The organism is Pseudomonas sp. C9D1, assembly GCF_056491235.1.
Map to the genome: position 1 here is coordinate 65,637 of NZ_JBSZIE010000002.1, position 13,515 is coordinate 79,151.

The 13,515-nt window shown below is 67.9% G+C and carries 13 protein-coding genes and 1 pseudogene; all 14 read right to left on the reverse strand.

Annotation, left to right across the window (positions count from 1 at the left end; genetic code table 11):
* Positions 1-70: 70 nt before the first annotated feature.
* Positions 71-619: a methyl-accepting chemotaxis protein gene (locus tag ACXI0U_RS08670; protein ID WP_374981908.1), complete on the reverse strand. Its 549-nt coding sequence runs from the start codon at positions 617-619 to the stop codon at positions 71-73.
* Positions 617-1,396: pseudogene (locus ACXI0U_RS08675) on the reverse strand (PAS domain-containing protein); the annotation flags it as partial. The pseudogene ACXI0U_RS08675 and the gene ACXI0U_RS08670, both read right to left, overlap by 3 nt.
* Before the next feature lie 125 nt (positions 1,397-1,521).
* Entirely contained in the window at positions 1,522-2,601 is a 1,080-nt protein-coding gene (locus ACXI0U_RS08680; protein WP_021217491.1) for a protein-glutamate methylesterase/protein-glutamine glutaminase, read from the reverse strand.
* The gene (locus tag ACXI0U_RS08685; RefSeq protein ID WP_111264215.1) at positions 2,598-3,107 is read right to left on the reverse strand and encodes a chemotaxis protein CheD; all 510 of its coding nucleotides are present in this window, start codon (positions 3,105-3,107) and stop codon (positions 2,598-2,600) included. Before ACXI0U_RS08685 ends, ACXI0U_RS08680 begins: the two co-directional genes overlap by 4 nt.
* Positions 3,100-3,909, reverse strand: coding sequence for a CheR family methyltransferase (locus ACXI0U_RS08690; protein WP_021217489.1), 810 nt, complete (start codon positions 3,907-3,909; stop codon positions 3,100-3,102). The genes ACXI0U_RS08685 and ACXI0U_RS08690 overlap by 8 nt, the downstream gene beginning before the upstream one ends.
* Before the next feature lie 13 nt (positions 3,910-3,922).
* Positions 3,923-4,456, reverse strand: coding sequence for a chemotaxis protein CheW (locus ACXI0U_RS08695; protein WP_431484476.1), 534 nt, complete (start codon positions 4,454-4,456; stop codon positions 3,923-3,925).
* Positions 4,457-4,511: 55 nt separating this feature from the next.
* Complete coding sequence (locus tag ACXI0U_RS08700) at positions 4,512-6,146, reverse strand: methyl-accepting chemotaxis protein (protein WP_479550052.1); 1,635 nt, start codon at positions 6,144-6,146, stop codon at positions 4,512-4,514.
* A 29-nt stretch (positions 6,147-6,175) separates the two neighbouring features.
* A complete protein-coding gene (locus ACXI0U_RS08705; RefSeq protein ID WP_350448661.1) occupies positions 6,176-6,703 on the reverse strand; it encodes a chemotaxis protein CheW in 528 nt (175 codons plus the stop codon).
* A complete protein-coding gene (locus ACXI0U_RS08710) occupies positions 6,700-8,862 on the reverse strand; it encodes a chemotaxis protein CheA (RefSeq protein ID WP_479550053.1) in 2,163 nt (720 codons plus the stop codon). Before ACXI0U_RS08710 ends, ACXI0U_RS08705 begins: the two co-directional genes overlap by 4 nt.
* Positions 8,862-9,167 carry an STAS domain-containing protein gene (locus ACXI0U_RS08715; protein ID WP_021217484.1) on the reverse strand — a complete coding sequence of 102 codons (306 nt, stop codon included), beginning with the start codon at positions 9,165-9,167 and terminating at the stop codon, positions 8,862-8,864. The genes ACXI0U_RS08710 and ACXI0U_RS08715 overlap by 1 nt, the downstream gene beginning before the upstream one ends.
* Positions 9,168-9,180: 13 nt before the next feature.
* Entirely contained in the window at positions 9,181-9,549 is a 369-nt protein-coding gene (locus ACXI0U_RS08720) for a response regulator (RefSeq protein ID WP_479550054.1), read from the reverse strand.
* A gap of 9 nt (positions 9,550-9,558) precedes the next feature.
* A complete protein-coding gene (locus ACXI0U_RS08725) occupies positions 9,559-10,794 on the reverse strand; it encodes a methyl-accepting chemotaxis protein (RefSeq protein ID WP_479550055.1) in 1,236 nt (411 codons plus the stop codon).
* A 127-nt stretch (positions 10,795-10,921) separates the two neighbouring features.
* Complete coding sequence (locus tag ACXI0U_RS08730) at positions 10,922-11,551, reverse strand: response regulator (RefSeq protein WP_479550056.1); 630 nt, start codon at positions 11,549-11,551, stop codon at positions 10,922-10,924.
* On the reverse strand, positions 11,548-13,371 hold the full coding sequence (locus tag ACXI0U_RS08735) for a PAS domain-containing sensor histidine kinase (RefSeq protein ID WP_479550057.1): 1,824 nt from the start codon (positions 13,369-13,371) through the stop codon (positions 11,548-11,550). The genes ACXI0U_RS08730 and ACXI0U_RS08735 overlap by 4 nt, the downstream gene beginning before the upstream one ends.
* Positions 13,372-13,515: the final 144 nt, after the last annotated feature.

Below are 13,515 nucleotides of genomic sequence, written 5' to 3' on the forward strand. Positions count from 1 at the left end.
CCTCGTACCCGAGAGCGATGCTGCGTGCCGCCGGGTGGCCCCTGGACCGTGCCGGGTGGCTCGGGCCTGCTCAGTGGCCCCGTAGCGTGCGGGTGAAGCGCTGGATGGTGTCCACGACCCGCTGGGCCCCCTCCTGGATGCTCTGGATGGCCCGGCCCGCCTCGTTGGCCAGGCGTACACCCTGGTCCACCTTCTCGCAGCTCTCGCGCATGCTGCCGACGGCTTCCTGGGCCAGCTCATGGTTGCGCTTGACCACTTCGACTATCTCCTCGGTGGCCCGTGCGGTGCGTGCCGCGAGGTTGCGCACCTCGTCCGCCACCACCGCGAAGCCACGGCCTTGCTCACCGGCGCGCGCCGCTTCGATGGCGGCGTTGAGGGCCAGCAGGTTGGTCTGGTCGGCGATGCCACGGATGGACTGCACGATGCTGTTGATTACGTCGGACTGCTGGCTCACGGCGCCGATGCGCTCGGCGGCATGGTTCAGCTCCCCGGCGATGCCCTGGACCAGCGCCACGGTGCGATTGACCACTTCTGCGCCACCCTGGGCCTCGGCGTCGGTCTGCTGAGCGGTCTCGTACGCCACGTGGGCCGCTTCGGACTCGGCCTGCTGCTCGAGCACCTCGGTGGTGATGTCGGAGGCGAACTTGACGATCTTGTACAGCTTGCCGCGGGTGTCGAAGACCGGGTTGTAGCTGGCCTCCAGCCAGATGACGCCACCGTGGCTGTTACGCCGTTCGAAGCGACCGCTGACGTACTCGCCCCGGTTCAGGCGCTGCCAGAACTGCTGGTAGCCGGGGTTGCCGGCTTCCTCCCTCGAACAGAAGATCCGATGGTGCTTGCCGACGACATCCTGCGTGCGGTAGCCCGTCACCGCGAGGAAGTTCTCGTTGGCGGCGACCACCTCGCCGGCCGGGTTGAATTCGATGACCGCCATGGAGCGGTTGAGGGCATTGATGATCGCGTCCTCCTCATGTTCGTGCATGAGGTTGGCGCTGATGTCGGTGGCCAGCTTGATCACCTTGGTGACCCGCCCGCTGGCGTCGCGTACCGGGTTGTAGGTGGCCTCCAGCCACACATCGTGCCCCTGCTTGTCCAGCCGCAGGAAACGCTCGCGGATGAATTCGCCCTGGGCCAGTCGCTGCCAGAAGCGCCGGTATTCGGCGCTGTCGGCCAGCGTAGGTTCGCAGAACAGGCGGTGGTGCCGGCCGGAGATCTCGTCCAGGCGGTAGCCCATGGTGCGCAGGAAGTTGTCGTTGGCCGCGACGATGGTGCCGTCGGGCAGGAACTCGATGATGGCCTGGGAGCGGTCCAGCGCGTCGCGCAGGGCGCGTGCCGTGGCCAGTTCATCCTGGCACCTGGCCAGTTCGTTTTTCAGGGCTGCACTGAACAGGATCATTTCACGTCGCTCCAAGGTGGCGTCGGGCGTGTGGGGGGCTACACGCACACCCGGATTCAAAAGGGCCCAGCGGCACCGGCGACGGAGTGGGGAAGTCGCCGACTGCGCATCGCCGGGCCACGAACTCAGGGGCGGTCGCCCCTCAAAATCTGGGCCGGGATCTGCTCCAGGGGGATTTCACGTCGCACCGCGTCCAGCTTGCGGGCTTCCTTGGGCATGCCGTAGACCACGCAGGTGGCCTCGTCCTGCCCCAAAGTGTAGGCGCCGGCTTCGTACATTTCCCGCAGGCCTCGGGCACCGTCATCGCCCATGCCGGTCATGATGATGCCGGTGGCGTTGGCGCCGGCGGCGCGGGCCGTGGAGCGGAATAGCACATCCACCGAGGGCTTGTGGCGGGACACCGGCGGCCCGTCGACGATGTCCACCACGTATTGCGCGCCGTTGCGCTTGAGCAGCATGTGGCGGCCACCGGGGGCAATCAGCGCGCGGCCGGGAATCACCCGGTCGCCGTGGCGCGCCTCGCGCACCTCGATCTGGCAGAGGCCGTCCAGCCGTGCGGCGAAGGCAGCGGTGAATTTTTCCGGCATGTGCTGGACGATGACGATCCCCGGGCAGACCCGGGGCAGGGCGGTGAGCACGTATTCCAGGGCCTGGGTGCCGCCGGTGGAGGTGCCCAGGGCGACGATGCGCTCGGTGGTGCGGGTCATGGCGGCCGGCCCGCCGGCCGGCAGGATGGCGTCGGCGCTGAGCTTGGGCGCCACGGCCGGCGTGGCGGACGCGGGGGCGCCGGGCAAGCGCTTGAGGCGCGCCTGTGACGCGGCCTTGATGGCCCCCACCAGCTCCTCGGTGGCCTCGATGAGGAACTGGCGCAGGTTGCCCTGGGGCTTGGTGACGATGGCCACGGCACCGGCGGCCAGGGCCTCCATGGTGGTGGCCGCGCCTTTCTCGGTCAGGGTCGAGCAGATCACCACTGGCGTGGGTCGCTCCACCATCAGCTTCTTCAGGAAGGAGATGCCGTCCATGCGCGGCATCTCCACGTCCAGCACGATCACGTCAGGCCAGTTGCGGTTCATCCGCTCCAGGGCGAACAGCGGGTCGGCGGCGGCACCGATCACCTCGATGCCACTGTGGCCGGACAGGCTGCCGGTCAGTACCTGCCGAACGACGGCGGAGTCGTCGACGATCATCACCTTGATCTTGTTCATGGCGAGCAGGCCTCGTAGCGCCGACTGGCAAGTTGTTGCGGGTTGGGGTGGCGGAGCGCGACGTTGCCGCTCCACACGTCGAAGATCAGGTTGCGGTAGCCCTCGCCGCCGACGTGGCGGGCGTGGCAGGCGAGCCCGTGGGCGGCCAGCAGGGCCAGGCCGGCCTCGACGTTCTTGTGGCCGATGTGCCGGCGCTCGCGGCTGCCGAACATGTTGCCACCGCCGAACAGGCTGACCCGGTAGTCCGTGGCGCGGGTGCCGCTGTCGCGGATCTCCTGCAGCAGCTGGTGCAAGGCTTCGTCGGCGTAGCGCCCGTCCGGTTCGCGGCCCGGGTGGCGGCAGGTGGGCAGCATGTAGTGGCACATGCCCCCTAGCAGCGCCTCGCGGTGCCAGAGCACGATGGAGACGCAGGAGCCCAGCAGGGTGCGCAAGCGGGTGTAGCGGTCGCCGAAATACAACTCGCCCGGCTGCAGGAACACCTCGATGACGCCCTGGGGCTTACGCATGGGGCCTCCGGTAGATCGACGGGCGCACCGATTGCAGCTCGTCGCTGATGCCATTGAGGCTTTCCGAATGACTGACCAGGAAATAGCCGCCCGGGCGCAGGCGTGCGCAGAGGCGCTGCACCACCTGGCGCTTGGTGTCGGCATCGAAGTAGATCATCACGTTGCGCAGGAAGATCACGTCGAACACGCCCACGTCCGGCAGCGCGTTGTTGAGGTTGATCTGGCGGAACTGCACGCGGCGCTTGAGGGCCGGGTCCAGGGTGAACAGCCCTTCGTTGCGCCCGGTTCCCCGCAGGCAGAAGCGCTGGCGCAGGTTACCGGGGATGCCTTCGGCGTCTTCCAGCGGGTAGAGCCCGGCGCGGGCCTTGTCGAGGATGCGGGTGCTGATGTCCGAGGCGAGGATCTCCCAGGGGCGGGCGGCGACGGCGTCAGCCAGCAGCAGGGCCAGGGTGTAGGGCTCCTCGCCGCTGGAGCAGGCGGCACTCCAGATGCGCAGCGGGCCGCTGCCGCTGCGCAGCTCGGTGCCCAGCTTCTCGCGCAGGAATTCGAAGTGCTTGGGCTCGCGGAAGAAGTAGGTCTCGTTGGTGGTCAGCAGGTCGACGGCGATCTGCAACTCACTCTTGTCCTTCATCAGCAACTGGTAGTAGTCGCCGTAGCAGCCCAGGCCGAAATGGCGCAGGCGCTTGCTGAGCCGGCCGGCGATGAGCTGGCGCTTGGCTTCCGACATGGCGATGCCGGCGATCTCGTGGATCATCCCGCGGAACTGCTGGAACTCGCGGTTGGAGAGGCTGAGATCGGTCATGGTGGGCTCCCGGTCAGGCCGACTGTTGCAGGTCGGCGGTGGTGCCGACCTCGGCCAGGCGCTGCAGGTCGTCCAGGGACAGCACCTGGCCGATGTCCAGCAGCACCACCAGGCGGCCGTCGAGCTTGGCCATGCCGTGGATGAAGTCGGTGCGGATGCGGGCGCCGAAGCGGGGGGCCGGTTCGATGTCCTGTGTGCCGATCTCGACCACGGCGTTGACCGCCTCGACGAGGATGCCCATCACCTGGCGCAGGTCGTCGCGTTCCACCTCCAGGATGACGATGCAACTGCGCCGGCTGATGGCGGTGTTCCCGGCGCCGAGGCGCTGGCGCAGGTCCATGATCGGCACCACGCCACCGCGCAGGTTGATCACCCCCAGCACGCAGGGCGGCATCATCGGCACCGGGGTCAGGTGGCCGTACTCGATGATCTCGCGCACGCTGCGGGTGCCGACGGCGAACACTTCGTCGGCCAGGGTGAAGGTCAGGTACTGCTGGGGCGCATCCGGCTGGGCGGCGTCGCCGGGGCGGCTGAAGACGCTGGACATGCTTCGCTCCTGGGGGCACCGGCAGGTGCCCCGGTCACGGTATCGAAAGGTCGGGTCAGTGCTGGAAGCGGACGAAGCCGGCCGGCACTGCGTCGTCGAAGGCCTCGTCACGGTCCTCCACCACCCTGAGGGAGGCCTTGCGGGCCGCACCGGCCTTGCCCTTGGCACTGGCATCACGGCCGGCCTTGCCGGCGCTGGCGACCTTGAAGAAGTCCATCAGCTGCTGCAGTTGCTCGGCCTGGCCGCTCATCTCCTCGGCGGTGGCGGCCAGCTCCTCGGCGGAGGAGGCGGACTGCTGGGTGATCTCGCTGAGCTGGTTCATCGCGGTGTTGATCTGGCCGACGCCGGAGGTCTGTTCTTCCGAGGCGGCGGCGATCTCCTGCACCAGGTCGGAGGTCTTGGCGATGGAGGGCACCATCTGGTCCAGCAGGGTGCCGGCCCGCTCGGCCAGGGAGACGCTGCTCTTGGCCACTTCGCTGATCTCCAGAGCGGCCACCTGGCTGCGTTCGGCCAGCTTGCGCACCTCGGCGGCCACCACCGCGAAGCCCTTGCCGTGCTCGCCGGCGCGGGCGGCCTCGATGGCGGCGTTGAGGGCCAGCAGGTTGGTCTGGTAAGCGATGTCGTCGACGATGCCGATCTTCTCGGCGATGGTCTTCATGGCCGCCACGGTGTCGCGCACGGCCTGGCCGCCTTCGTCGGCTTCACGGGCAGCCTTGCTGGCCATGCCGTCGGTGACCTTGGCGTTCTCGGTGTTCTGCGCGATGGAGGCGGACATCTGCTCCATCGAAGCACTGGTTTCCTCCACCGAGGCAGCCTGTTCCGAGGTGCCCTGGCTCATGCTCTGGGCGGTGGCGGAAATCTGCTCCGAGGCGCTGGTCAGCGAGTCGGCGTTGCTGCGCACCTCGCCGATGATCTGGCTGAGCTTCTCCACCATGGTCTTGATGGCCGCCAGCATGCTGCCGGTGTCGCCGGGCTTGGTCTCGACGGTGGCAGTCAGGTCGCCGGCGGCGATGCGGCTGACCACGTCCACGGCGTAGGCCGGTTCGCCGCCCAGCTGGCGCAGCAGGTTGCGGGTGATCAGGCCACCCAGCAGACCGACTACCAGCAAGGTGATGGCAGACAGCAGCAGGGAGATCAGCGTGGCCTGCTGGCGGGTGGCTTCTGCGTGCAGCCCACCGTCGGTGGCCATCTTGATGTTGTAATCGAGGTGCTTGTTAAGAGCCTGGCGCAGCGTCTCGACGTGGGATTCCTGCAACTGGAGCATGGCATCACGGGCCTGCTCATTCTGATTGGCGCGAGACAGCTTCAGCGCCTCATCCGAGGCTTGCAGGAGTTCAGTGATGGCCTTCCGATCAGCGTCGAGGAGTTGCTGGTCCGCATCATCCACTATCGTTTTCTCGTAGTCGCCCATGGCTGCCTGAATATCAGCCCGGTTGGCTTTTATGGTGACCTCGATCTCCGCCATGGCTTTGTCATCGGTCGTCAGGATGTGGCTGTAGACATGCTGGATCAGCGCGTTGACGGCGTTGCGCATCTTGTTCAAGGCCGTCAGTGATGGCACCGAGTTCTCGTTGGCGAAGTTGGCGGCGGTGTAGACCTGGTTCATTTGCTGGTAGGACACCCCGGCGAGCAGGAGGATGCCGAGCAGGGCGGACATCACCAGGAGGATCATTTTCTTGCTGATGGTCATTTTCAGGACTCCTGTGCGCGTCTGCGCAATCAGACGAGGGACAGTCGGGGGGTGTTGCGCTGGCCAGCCAGCGCGGCGATCTGGTCGACGTTCAGCACCTGCTCCATGCGCAGCAGGGTGAGGAAGCGTTCGTCCACACGGGCGAGGTCTTCGATGTATTCCGGGGGCACGCGGCTGCCGAAGGCGGGGGCCTGGCGCAGGGCGCGCGGCTCGATCTCGGCGACGGCGGTGACGGCGTCCACCAGGGCGCCCATCAGCTGGGCCTCGTCACCGTCCTGCAGCTCGACGATGACGATGCAGGTGCGTGCACCCAGTTCGGTGCTGCCGAGGCCGAAGCGCTCGGCGAGGTCGATGATCGGCACCACGGCGCCGCGCAGGTTGATAACCCCGCGCACCAGCGGCGGCATCATCGGCACCTGGGTGATGGCGTGGAACTCGAGGATCTCCCGCACGTAGCGGGTGGCGACGCCGAACAGGTCGCGGCCGACCCGGAAGGTCAGGTACTGGCGTTGCTCGTCGTCGACGAATTCCGGCAGGGGCAGGCTGGCGGTACTCATTGCAGGCTACTCCGTTGGCTGAGGGCGGCGCCGTTGACGCCAGGGCGGCCAGGCTGCGCGAACTGGGCGAGCAGGCCGGGGATGTCGAGGATCAGCGCCACCGCGCCGCTGCCGAGGATGGTGAAGCCGGAGAGCGACGGCACCTGGCCGAACACCTTGCCCAGCGGCTTGATCACGGTCTGGAATTCGCCGTGGAGCTGGTCCACCACCAGGCCGGCGCGGACCCCGGCGTAGCTGACCACCACCACGTTCTCCCGGCGCGGGCGCGGGCTGGCTTCCTCGAACAGGTTGCGCAGGCGGATGAAGGGCAGCACGTCGCCGCGCAGGTCCAGCTGGTCGAGGTCGTCCAGGTCGCTGCTGGGCAGCTCGATGCATTCCTCCACCATGTCCAGGGGCACCACGTAGCTGGAGCTGCCGACGCCGATCAGGAAACCGTCGATGATGGCCAGGGTCAGCGGCAGGCGGATGCGCACGCAGGTGCCGGCGCCCAGTCGGCTGTCCAGCTCCACCGTGCCGCGCAGGGCGGTGATGTTGCGCTTGACCACGTCCATGCCGACACCGCGGCCGGAGAGGTTGCTGATCTGCTCGGCGGTGGAGAAGCCGGGCTCGAAGATCAGGTTGAAGGTGTCCTTGTCCGAGAGCTGCTGGCCTTCGGTGACCAGGCCGCGCTGTACGGCCTTGGCGAGGATTCTCTCGGGGTTGAGGCCGCCGCCGTCGTCGCTCACTTCGATGACGATGCCGCCGGCTTCGTGGTAGGCGTTCAGGCGCACCACGCCCTGCAGTGGCTTGCCGCTGGCGCGACGCTGCTCGGCCGGCTCGATGCCGTGGTCCATGGCGTTGCGTACCAGGTGGGTGAGGGGATCACCGATCTTCTCCACCACCGTCTTGTCCAGCTCGGTGTCGCCGCCGCTGATGTGCAGGACGATGTCCTTGCCCAGCTCCTTGGAGACGTCGCGCACCACCCGCTGGAAGCGGTTGAAGGTGGCGCCGATCTGCACCATGCGCAGGGTCAGGGCGGAGTCGCGGACTTCCTCCACCAGGCGCGAGAGGGTCTCGGCGGACTCGCTCATGTTCACCAGGCCGCAGCCCTGGGCGAGCATGCGGGTGTTGGCGCCGGCGATGATCAGCTCGCCCACCAGGTTGATCAGTTGGTCCAGCTTGCCGGCATCGACGCGGATCAGGTTGGCCTCGCCGCTGGCGCGGGCGGTTTCCTTGAGGGCCTTGCCGACTGCGGCGGTCTCGCCCGGTTCGGCGGCGGCCGGTGCCTCGGGGCTGGAAACGGCCTGGGCGTCGTTGGCCGGCGGGGTATCGAGGCTGGCCAGTTCGGCCTCGCTCAGGGTGCCGCAACGCAGCAGGCGCTGGCGCTGGGCGTCGCCTTCGTCGGTCTGTTCGGCCAGCAGCTCGGCGTAGCGGGCGAAGGGGGCGCCGGGCGGCAGGATGCGGATGCGGCCCTCTTCGCGGACGAAGTCGAAGGCGCCTTCGATCACCGCCTGGTCGGCTTCGGTGGTGAAGGCCACTTCCAGGCCCAGGTAGCAGGCTTCGGGGTCGAGGGCGTCGAAGCTGGGCAGGTGATCGAGCACCGGCTCGATGTGCAGCAGGTCGCCGAAGGTCGCCAGGTAGCGCAGGAATGAGACCGGGTCCATGCCATCGCGCAGGCTGTCGGCACCGAAGCGCAGGGACAGGTGCCAGTGCTGGCTGGCGACGCCTTCGCTGGGCGCGGCTGCGCATTCGGAGGGCGCTTCGGTAGCGGCGGCCGGGGTGCCGTTCAGGTACTGGCTGAGGCGTTGCACCAGTTTGGCTTCGTGGATGCCCATGACCTCCGGCAGCTCGGCCAGGTCGCGGCCCTCGGCGAGGTGGTCCACCAGGCCGGCCAGGTGGTCGCCCACCAGCAGCATCAGGGCGCTGAGGTCGGCACCGAACGGCAGCTCGCCGGCACGGACGCGGTCCAGCACGCTTTCGGCCACGTGGGTGAAGGCGACGATGGAGTCGAAGCCGAACAGCCCGGAGGAGCCCTTGATGGTGTGGGCGGCGCGGAAGATGGCGTTGATCAGTTCGGGATCGTCCGGCGATTGCTCGATCTGCAGCAGGGCGTCTTCCATCTGCTGCAGCAGCTCCCGGCTTTCGGCGATGAAGGTGCCGATCACGCTGTCGAGGTTCATCAATGCAGCCCTCCGATGGGGAGCAGGTCATGCAGGCCACTCAGTTGCAGGATCTCGGTCATGGCCGGGCTGGCCCCTTCGAGGCTGAGGTGGACGTGCTGGCGGCGGGCTTCCTGGCAGGCCGCCAGCAGCAGCTGCAGGCCGGCGCAATCCACTTCCTCGATGGCGCTGAGGTCCAGGTGCAGGTCCACGGCCCCTTGCAGGGCGTTGGCCAGCAGCAGCTTGGTGTCGGCGGCGGTGTAGATGGTCAGCGCGCTGTCCAGGGCCAGGCGGCGGCTGCCATCGAGGGATTCAAGGGTGCTCATGGCGGTCTCCCGGTCAGGGCAGGATCAGCTTGGAAACGGCCGTCAGCATCTGCGCCGGCTGGAAGGGCTTGACCACCCAGGCCTTGGCCCCGGCGGCCTGGCCTTCGGCTTTCATGGCGTCGCCGGCCTCGGTGGTGAGCATGATCACGGGGGTGAACTTGTAGGCCGCCAGCTGCTTGACGTTCTTCAGGAAGGTGATGCCGTCCATGTTCGGCATGTTCACGTCGCTGATGATCAGGTGGACCTTGCGCCCGTCGAGCTGGGTCAGCGCGTCCTTGCCGTCGACGCCTTCGAGCACGTCGTAGCCGGCGGTTTTCAAGGTCATGCCCACCACCTGGCGGATGGAGGCGGAGTCGTCGACGATGAGAATGGTCTTGGCCATGATGGGTCCTCAGAAGAAGGTGATGTCGGAAGCGGAATGGCTGGCGCCCGCGCTGCCCGAGCCGCCCTGGCGGCCGTGGTGGATGGCGTGCTGTTCGGGGGTGGTGTAGGTGCGGGAGAGTTCGTCGAGCCAGGAGCGGGCGTCCAGGTGGCGGGCGTCGTCCTGCTCCAGGTGCTGGGCCAGGCGGCCGATGTCGTCGCGCATGTGGCCGAGCATCTGGCTGACCCGGTCCTGGAACTGCAGGGCGACCAGCACCTCGGAGATTTCCTCGCCGACTACGGCGTTGTCATCGCGCAGGGCGTTGCCGTGCTCCACCAGGCGGGTGGCGCCGGAGCGGAACTGGGCGATCACCTGGCGGATCACCTGGCTGGCGTTTTCCAGGGTCCCGGCATCGCGGGTGGCGTGCTCGTTGGAGACCTCCAGGGTGCGCTCGATGGCGCCGCTGACGGTCTCGATGGTGTCGCCGATGCGCTTGCCGGTTTCCTCGGAGAGGGTGGAGAGCTTGCGCACTTCGTCGGCGACCACGGCGAAACCGCGACCGGCTTCACCGGCGCGGGCGGCTTCGATGGCGGCGTTGAGGGCCAGCAGGTTGGTCTGCTTGGCCACGTCGCCCACTTCCTTGGCCATGGTGCGCAGCTGGGCGGTGTAGCTGTTCAGCCGCTCCACCTCCTGCAGCAGGCTCTCCTTGCTGGAGAGCGCCAGGCGCAGCTGGCTGACGATGTCTTCGAGTTCCACTTCGCTCTGGGCCAGCAGGGTGACCAGGGCATCGCTGTCGGCCTGCATGCCGCTGGAGACGGCTTCGCTGATGCGGCCGGCGAGGCGGGCGAAGCGCTCGGAGAGGGCTTCGATGGCGGTCTGGGTCTGGTGGCGGGCGGATTCGATCTGCGCCGACCAGATCGGCGCGATGCTGACGCACAGCTCCGGCAGGCCCTGCACGTGGCGCTCGGCCTCGAGCCGGGTACCTTCGGCCAGGGCCTCGTCGCGGGCCTGCTTGAGTGCCTGTTCGTGGGCGCCGCCACGGTGGGCAAGGACGACCCAGAGCAGCAGCGTGGGCGCCACGGCCGCCAGGGCCCAGGCCGGGGAGGGGAACTGGCTGGCCGTCCAGAACAGCAGCGCGCAACCGGCGCCGCAGAGGGCGATGGGCAGCCAGGGGACGCTGGAAGTGGGGTTCGGGCTGGTCACGGTCGCGCTCCTTGAGGACACGGGGCCCGCAGCGGCGATACGTTGCGGGGGTGTGTCCAGCATGAGCGCGGGGCGCCATCGGCCCTATCGTCCTATCCCGGTGATGGCATCGGGACATCCTGCTTTTTTGTAGGGATTTCCCGAGGGGCTGCGTTGCGCCACTCCCTAATATCGAGTGGCGACCTGTGGTTCAGGCCGTCAGGCCGTGGGTCATGGCGTATTTGATGATGTCGGCGTTGCAGGTGAAGCCCATCTTCTCCATCAGCCGGGTCTTGTGGGTGCTGACGGTCTTGTTGCTGATCACCAACTGGTCGGCGATCTGGTTGACGCTGAGGCCTTGGGCCAGCAGGCGGAGGATCTGGAACTCGCGGTCGGAGAGTTGGGCGACGGCATCGTCCGTGGGGTTGCTGCTGGCGAAGGCGAGCTGTTCGGCGATGCGCGGGTCCAGGTAACGCCCCCCATCGGCCACCCGGTGGATGGCAGCGAGCAGGGTCTCCGGGTTGTGGTCCTTGGTCAGGTAGCCGCTGGCGCCAGCGCGCAGGGCACGTTGGGCGATCTGTGCCTCGTTGTGCATGCTCAACACCAGGATCGGCAGGCGCGGGTAGCGGCCGTGCACGCGGCTGATCAGGTCCTCGCCGCTGAGGCCGGGCATGCTCATGTCCAGCAGCAGCAGGTCGAACTCGCCCAGCCGTAACTGCTCCAGCACCTGGGCGCCGTTCTCCGCTTCGGCCGCCACCTGCAGGCGGGTGTCGAACTCGATGAGTTGCTTGAGGCCGCCGCGCATGATGGCGTGGTCGTCGGCGATGAGGATGCGGGTCATACCGTCTCCGTAGGCTCGTTGATGGGGAAGGTGGCCTGCACCGTGGTGCCCTGGCCGGGGTGGCTGAAGATCACCACTTCGCCCCCCAGGCTGGTGCCGCGCTCGCGCATGCCGGCCAGGCCCAGGGAACGCTTGCCGACCTTGGCCGGGTCGAAGCCGTGGCCGTTGTCGGTGATGTCCAGCACGTAGCGGTCATCGACCTGCTCCAGGCTGACCACCGCCCGGCTGGCACCGGAATGGCGAGCGATGTTGGTCAGCGCCTCCTGGACGATGCGGAAGGCGGTGGTGGCCTGGCTGTCGTCCAGGGCCGGTGCGCCGCTGTGGGCCACCAGCTCGAGGGTGATCTGTGTGTGGTGGCTGCGGAATTCGTCGATCAGCCATTCCAGGGCCGGGTAGAGCCCCATGTTCAACGCCGCCGGACGCAGGCTGGTGGCGATGAAGCGCACCACGCCGATGGTGCGGTCGCACAGGGCCATGAGCCGCTCCACGTCCTCACCGAGCCCCGCGGCCTGCTCGCCGTACTTCAGGCGCAGAAGGGAAATGCCCATGCGCAGGGCGGTGAGGTGCTGGCCTAGTTCGTCGTGGATCTCCCGGGCGATCAGCTTGCGCTCCTCTTCGCGGGCGCTTTCCCGGCGGCTGGACAGCTCGCGCAGCTGGCGGTTGCTGGCGGCCAGGCGGCGTTCCGCCTTGCGGATGCCGCTGATGTCGCGGGCCACCGAGATGACGCTGGTCACTTCGCCCTCGGCGTTGCGCTCCGGCACCAGTTGCATGAGGTAGTGGATCTGCTGGTCACTGGGGCCGTCGATGCCGTGGATCAGTTCCTCTTCCATGGACTCGCCGGTGGCGGCGACCTCGCGCACCAGGTCGCCCATGATGTCGACCTGGGAGTTGTCGCCGAAGACTTCCCGTGCCGGTCGGCCACGGGCCTCCACCAGAGGCAGGCGGCACAGGGCTTCCAGGGCCGGGTTGGCGTAGAGCAGGCGGAAGTCGGGGGTCAGCCGGCCTATGGCGTCGGGCGTGTTCTCGATCAGCGCGCGGAATTGCCGCTCGTTGCGCAACAGGGCGTTGGCGATGCGCCGCCGCTCGGTGAAGTCGTGCATCAGCACGAGGCTGTAGGGGCGCTGGTCATAGCGGAAGCGGTTGAACTGCATCGTCACATAGCGGGGGAAATCCTCTCCCGGGACGTGCAGCTCGCAACTGAGCACGCGCTGGGTGTCCAACGCTTCCTGCAGGCCATCCTCCCGGGCGAACAGTTCGGCGAACTGCTCCGTCAGCAGGGCCAGCACCGGTGCCAGCGGCTGCCCGACGAGGTGTTGGCGCGGCTGGCCGATCAGTTGGCAGGCGGCTTCGTTCAGGTAGCGGATGTTCTGCTCGCCATCGAGCAGCAGGACGCCATCGGCGGTGTAGTCCAGGGCGAAGCTCAGCAGGTGCGTCTGCTCGGCCCGCTCCCGGTGCCCGGCAAGGGGTTGCAGGCGCACCAGGTAATGGGTGGGCTGGCTGCGACCGTCCTCGACCATGCTCAAGCCCAGGTGCAGCCAGCGATGCTCGCCGGACGCGGTGATGAAGCGCATCTCGCCACAGGACAGGTCGTCGTGCTGGCGACGTGCCCGGTCAAGGGCCTCGCCCAGTGCCTGGCGATCCCTGGGGTGCAGCAGGCTGTCCAGGGGCGTGCCGATCAGGGTCTGCCGGGAGCGCCCGAGCAGTTCCTCCGAGGCTCGGTTGACGTGGCGGACGGTGCCGTCCAGTTCCAGCAGGGCCAGCCCCACCGACGACGACTCGAATGCCCGACGAAAGATCTCTCCCCCAGCGCTTTGGCCCATGACTCCCCCGATCACGTGCGATGCGACTGACGGAGTATGGATCAGTGGCGAAATGCTGGCAGGTTTTTGCTCAGGCCCGTCACTGACGCTGCAGTGACAGGGTGCGCTCCGGGGCATGCAGGGGGCAGATGGCCGCACCCGGGG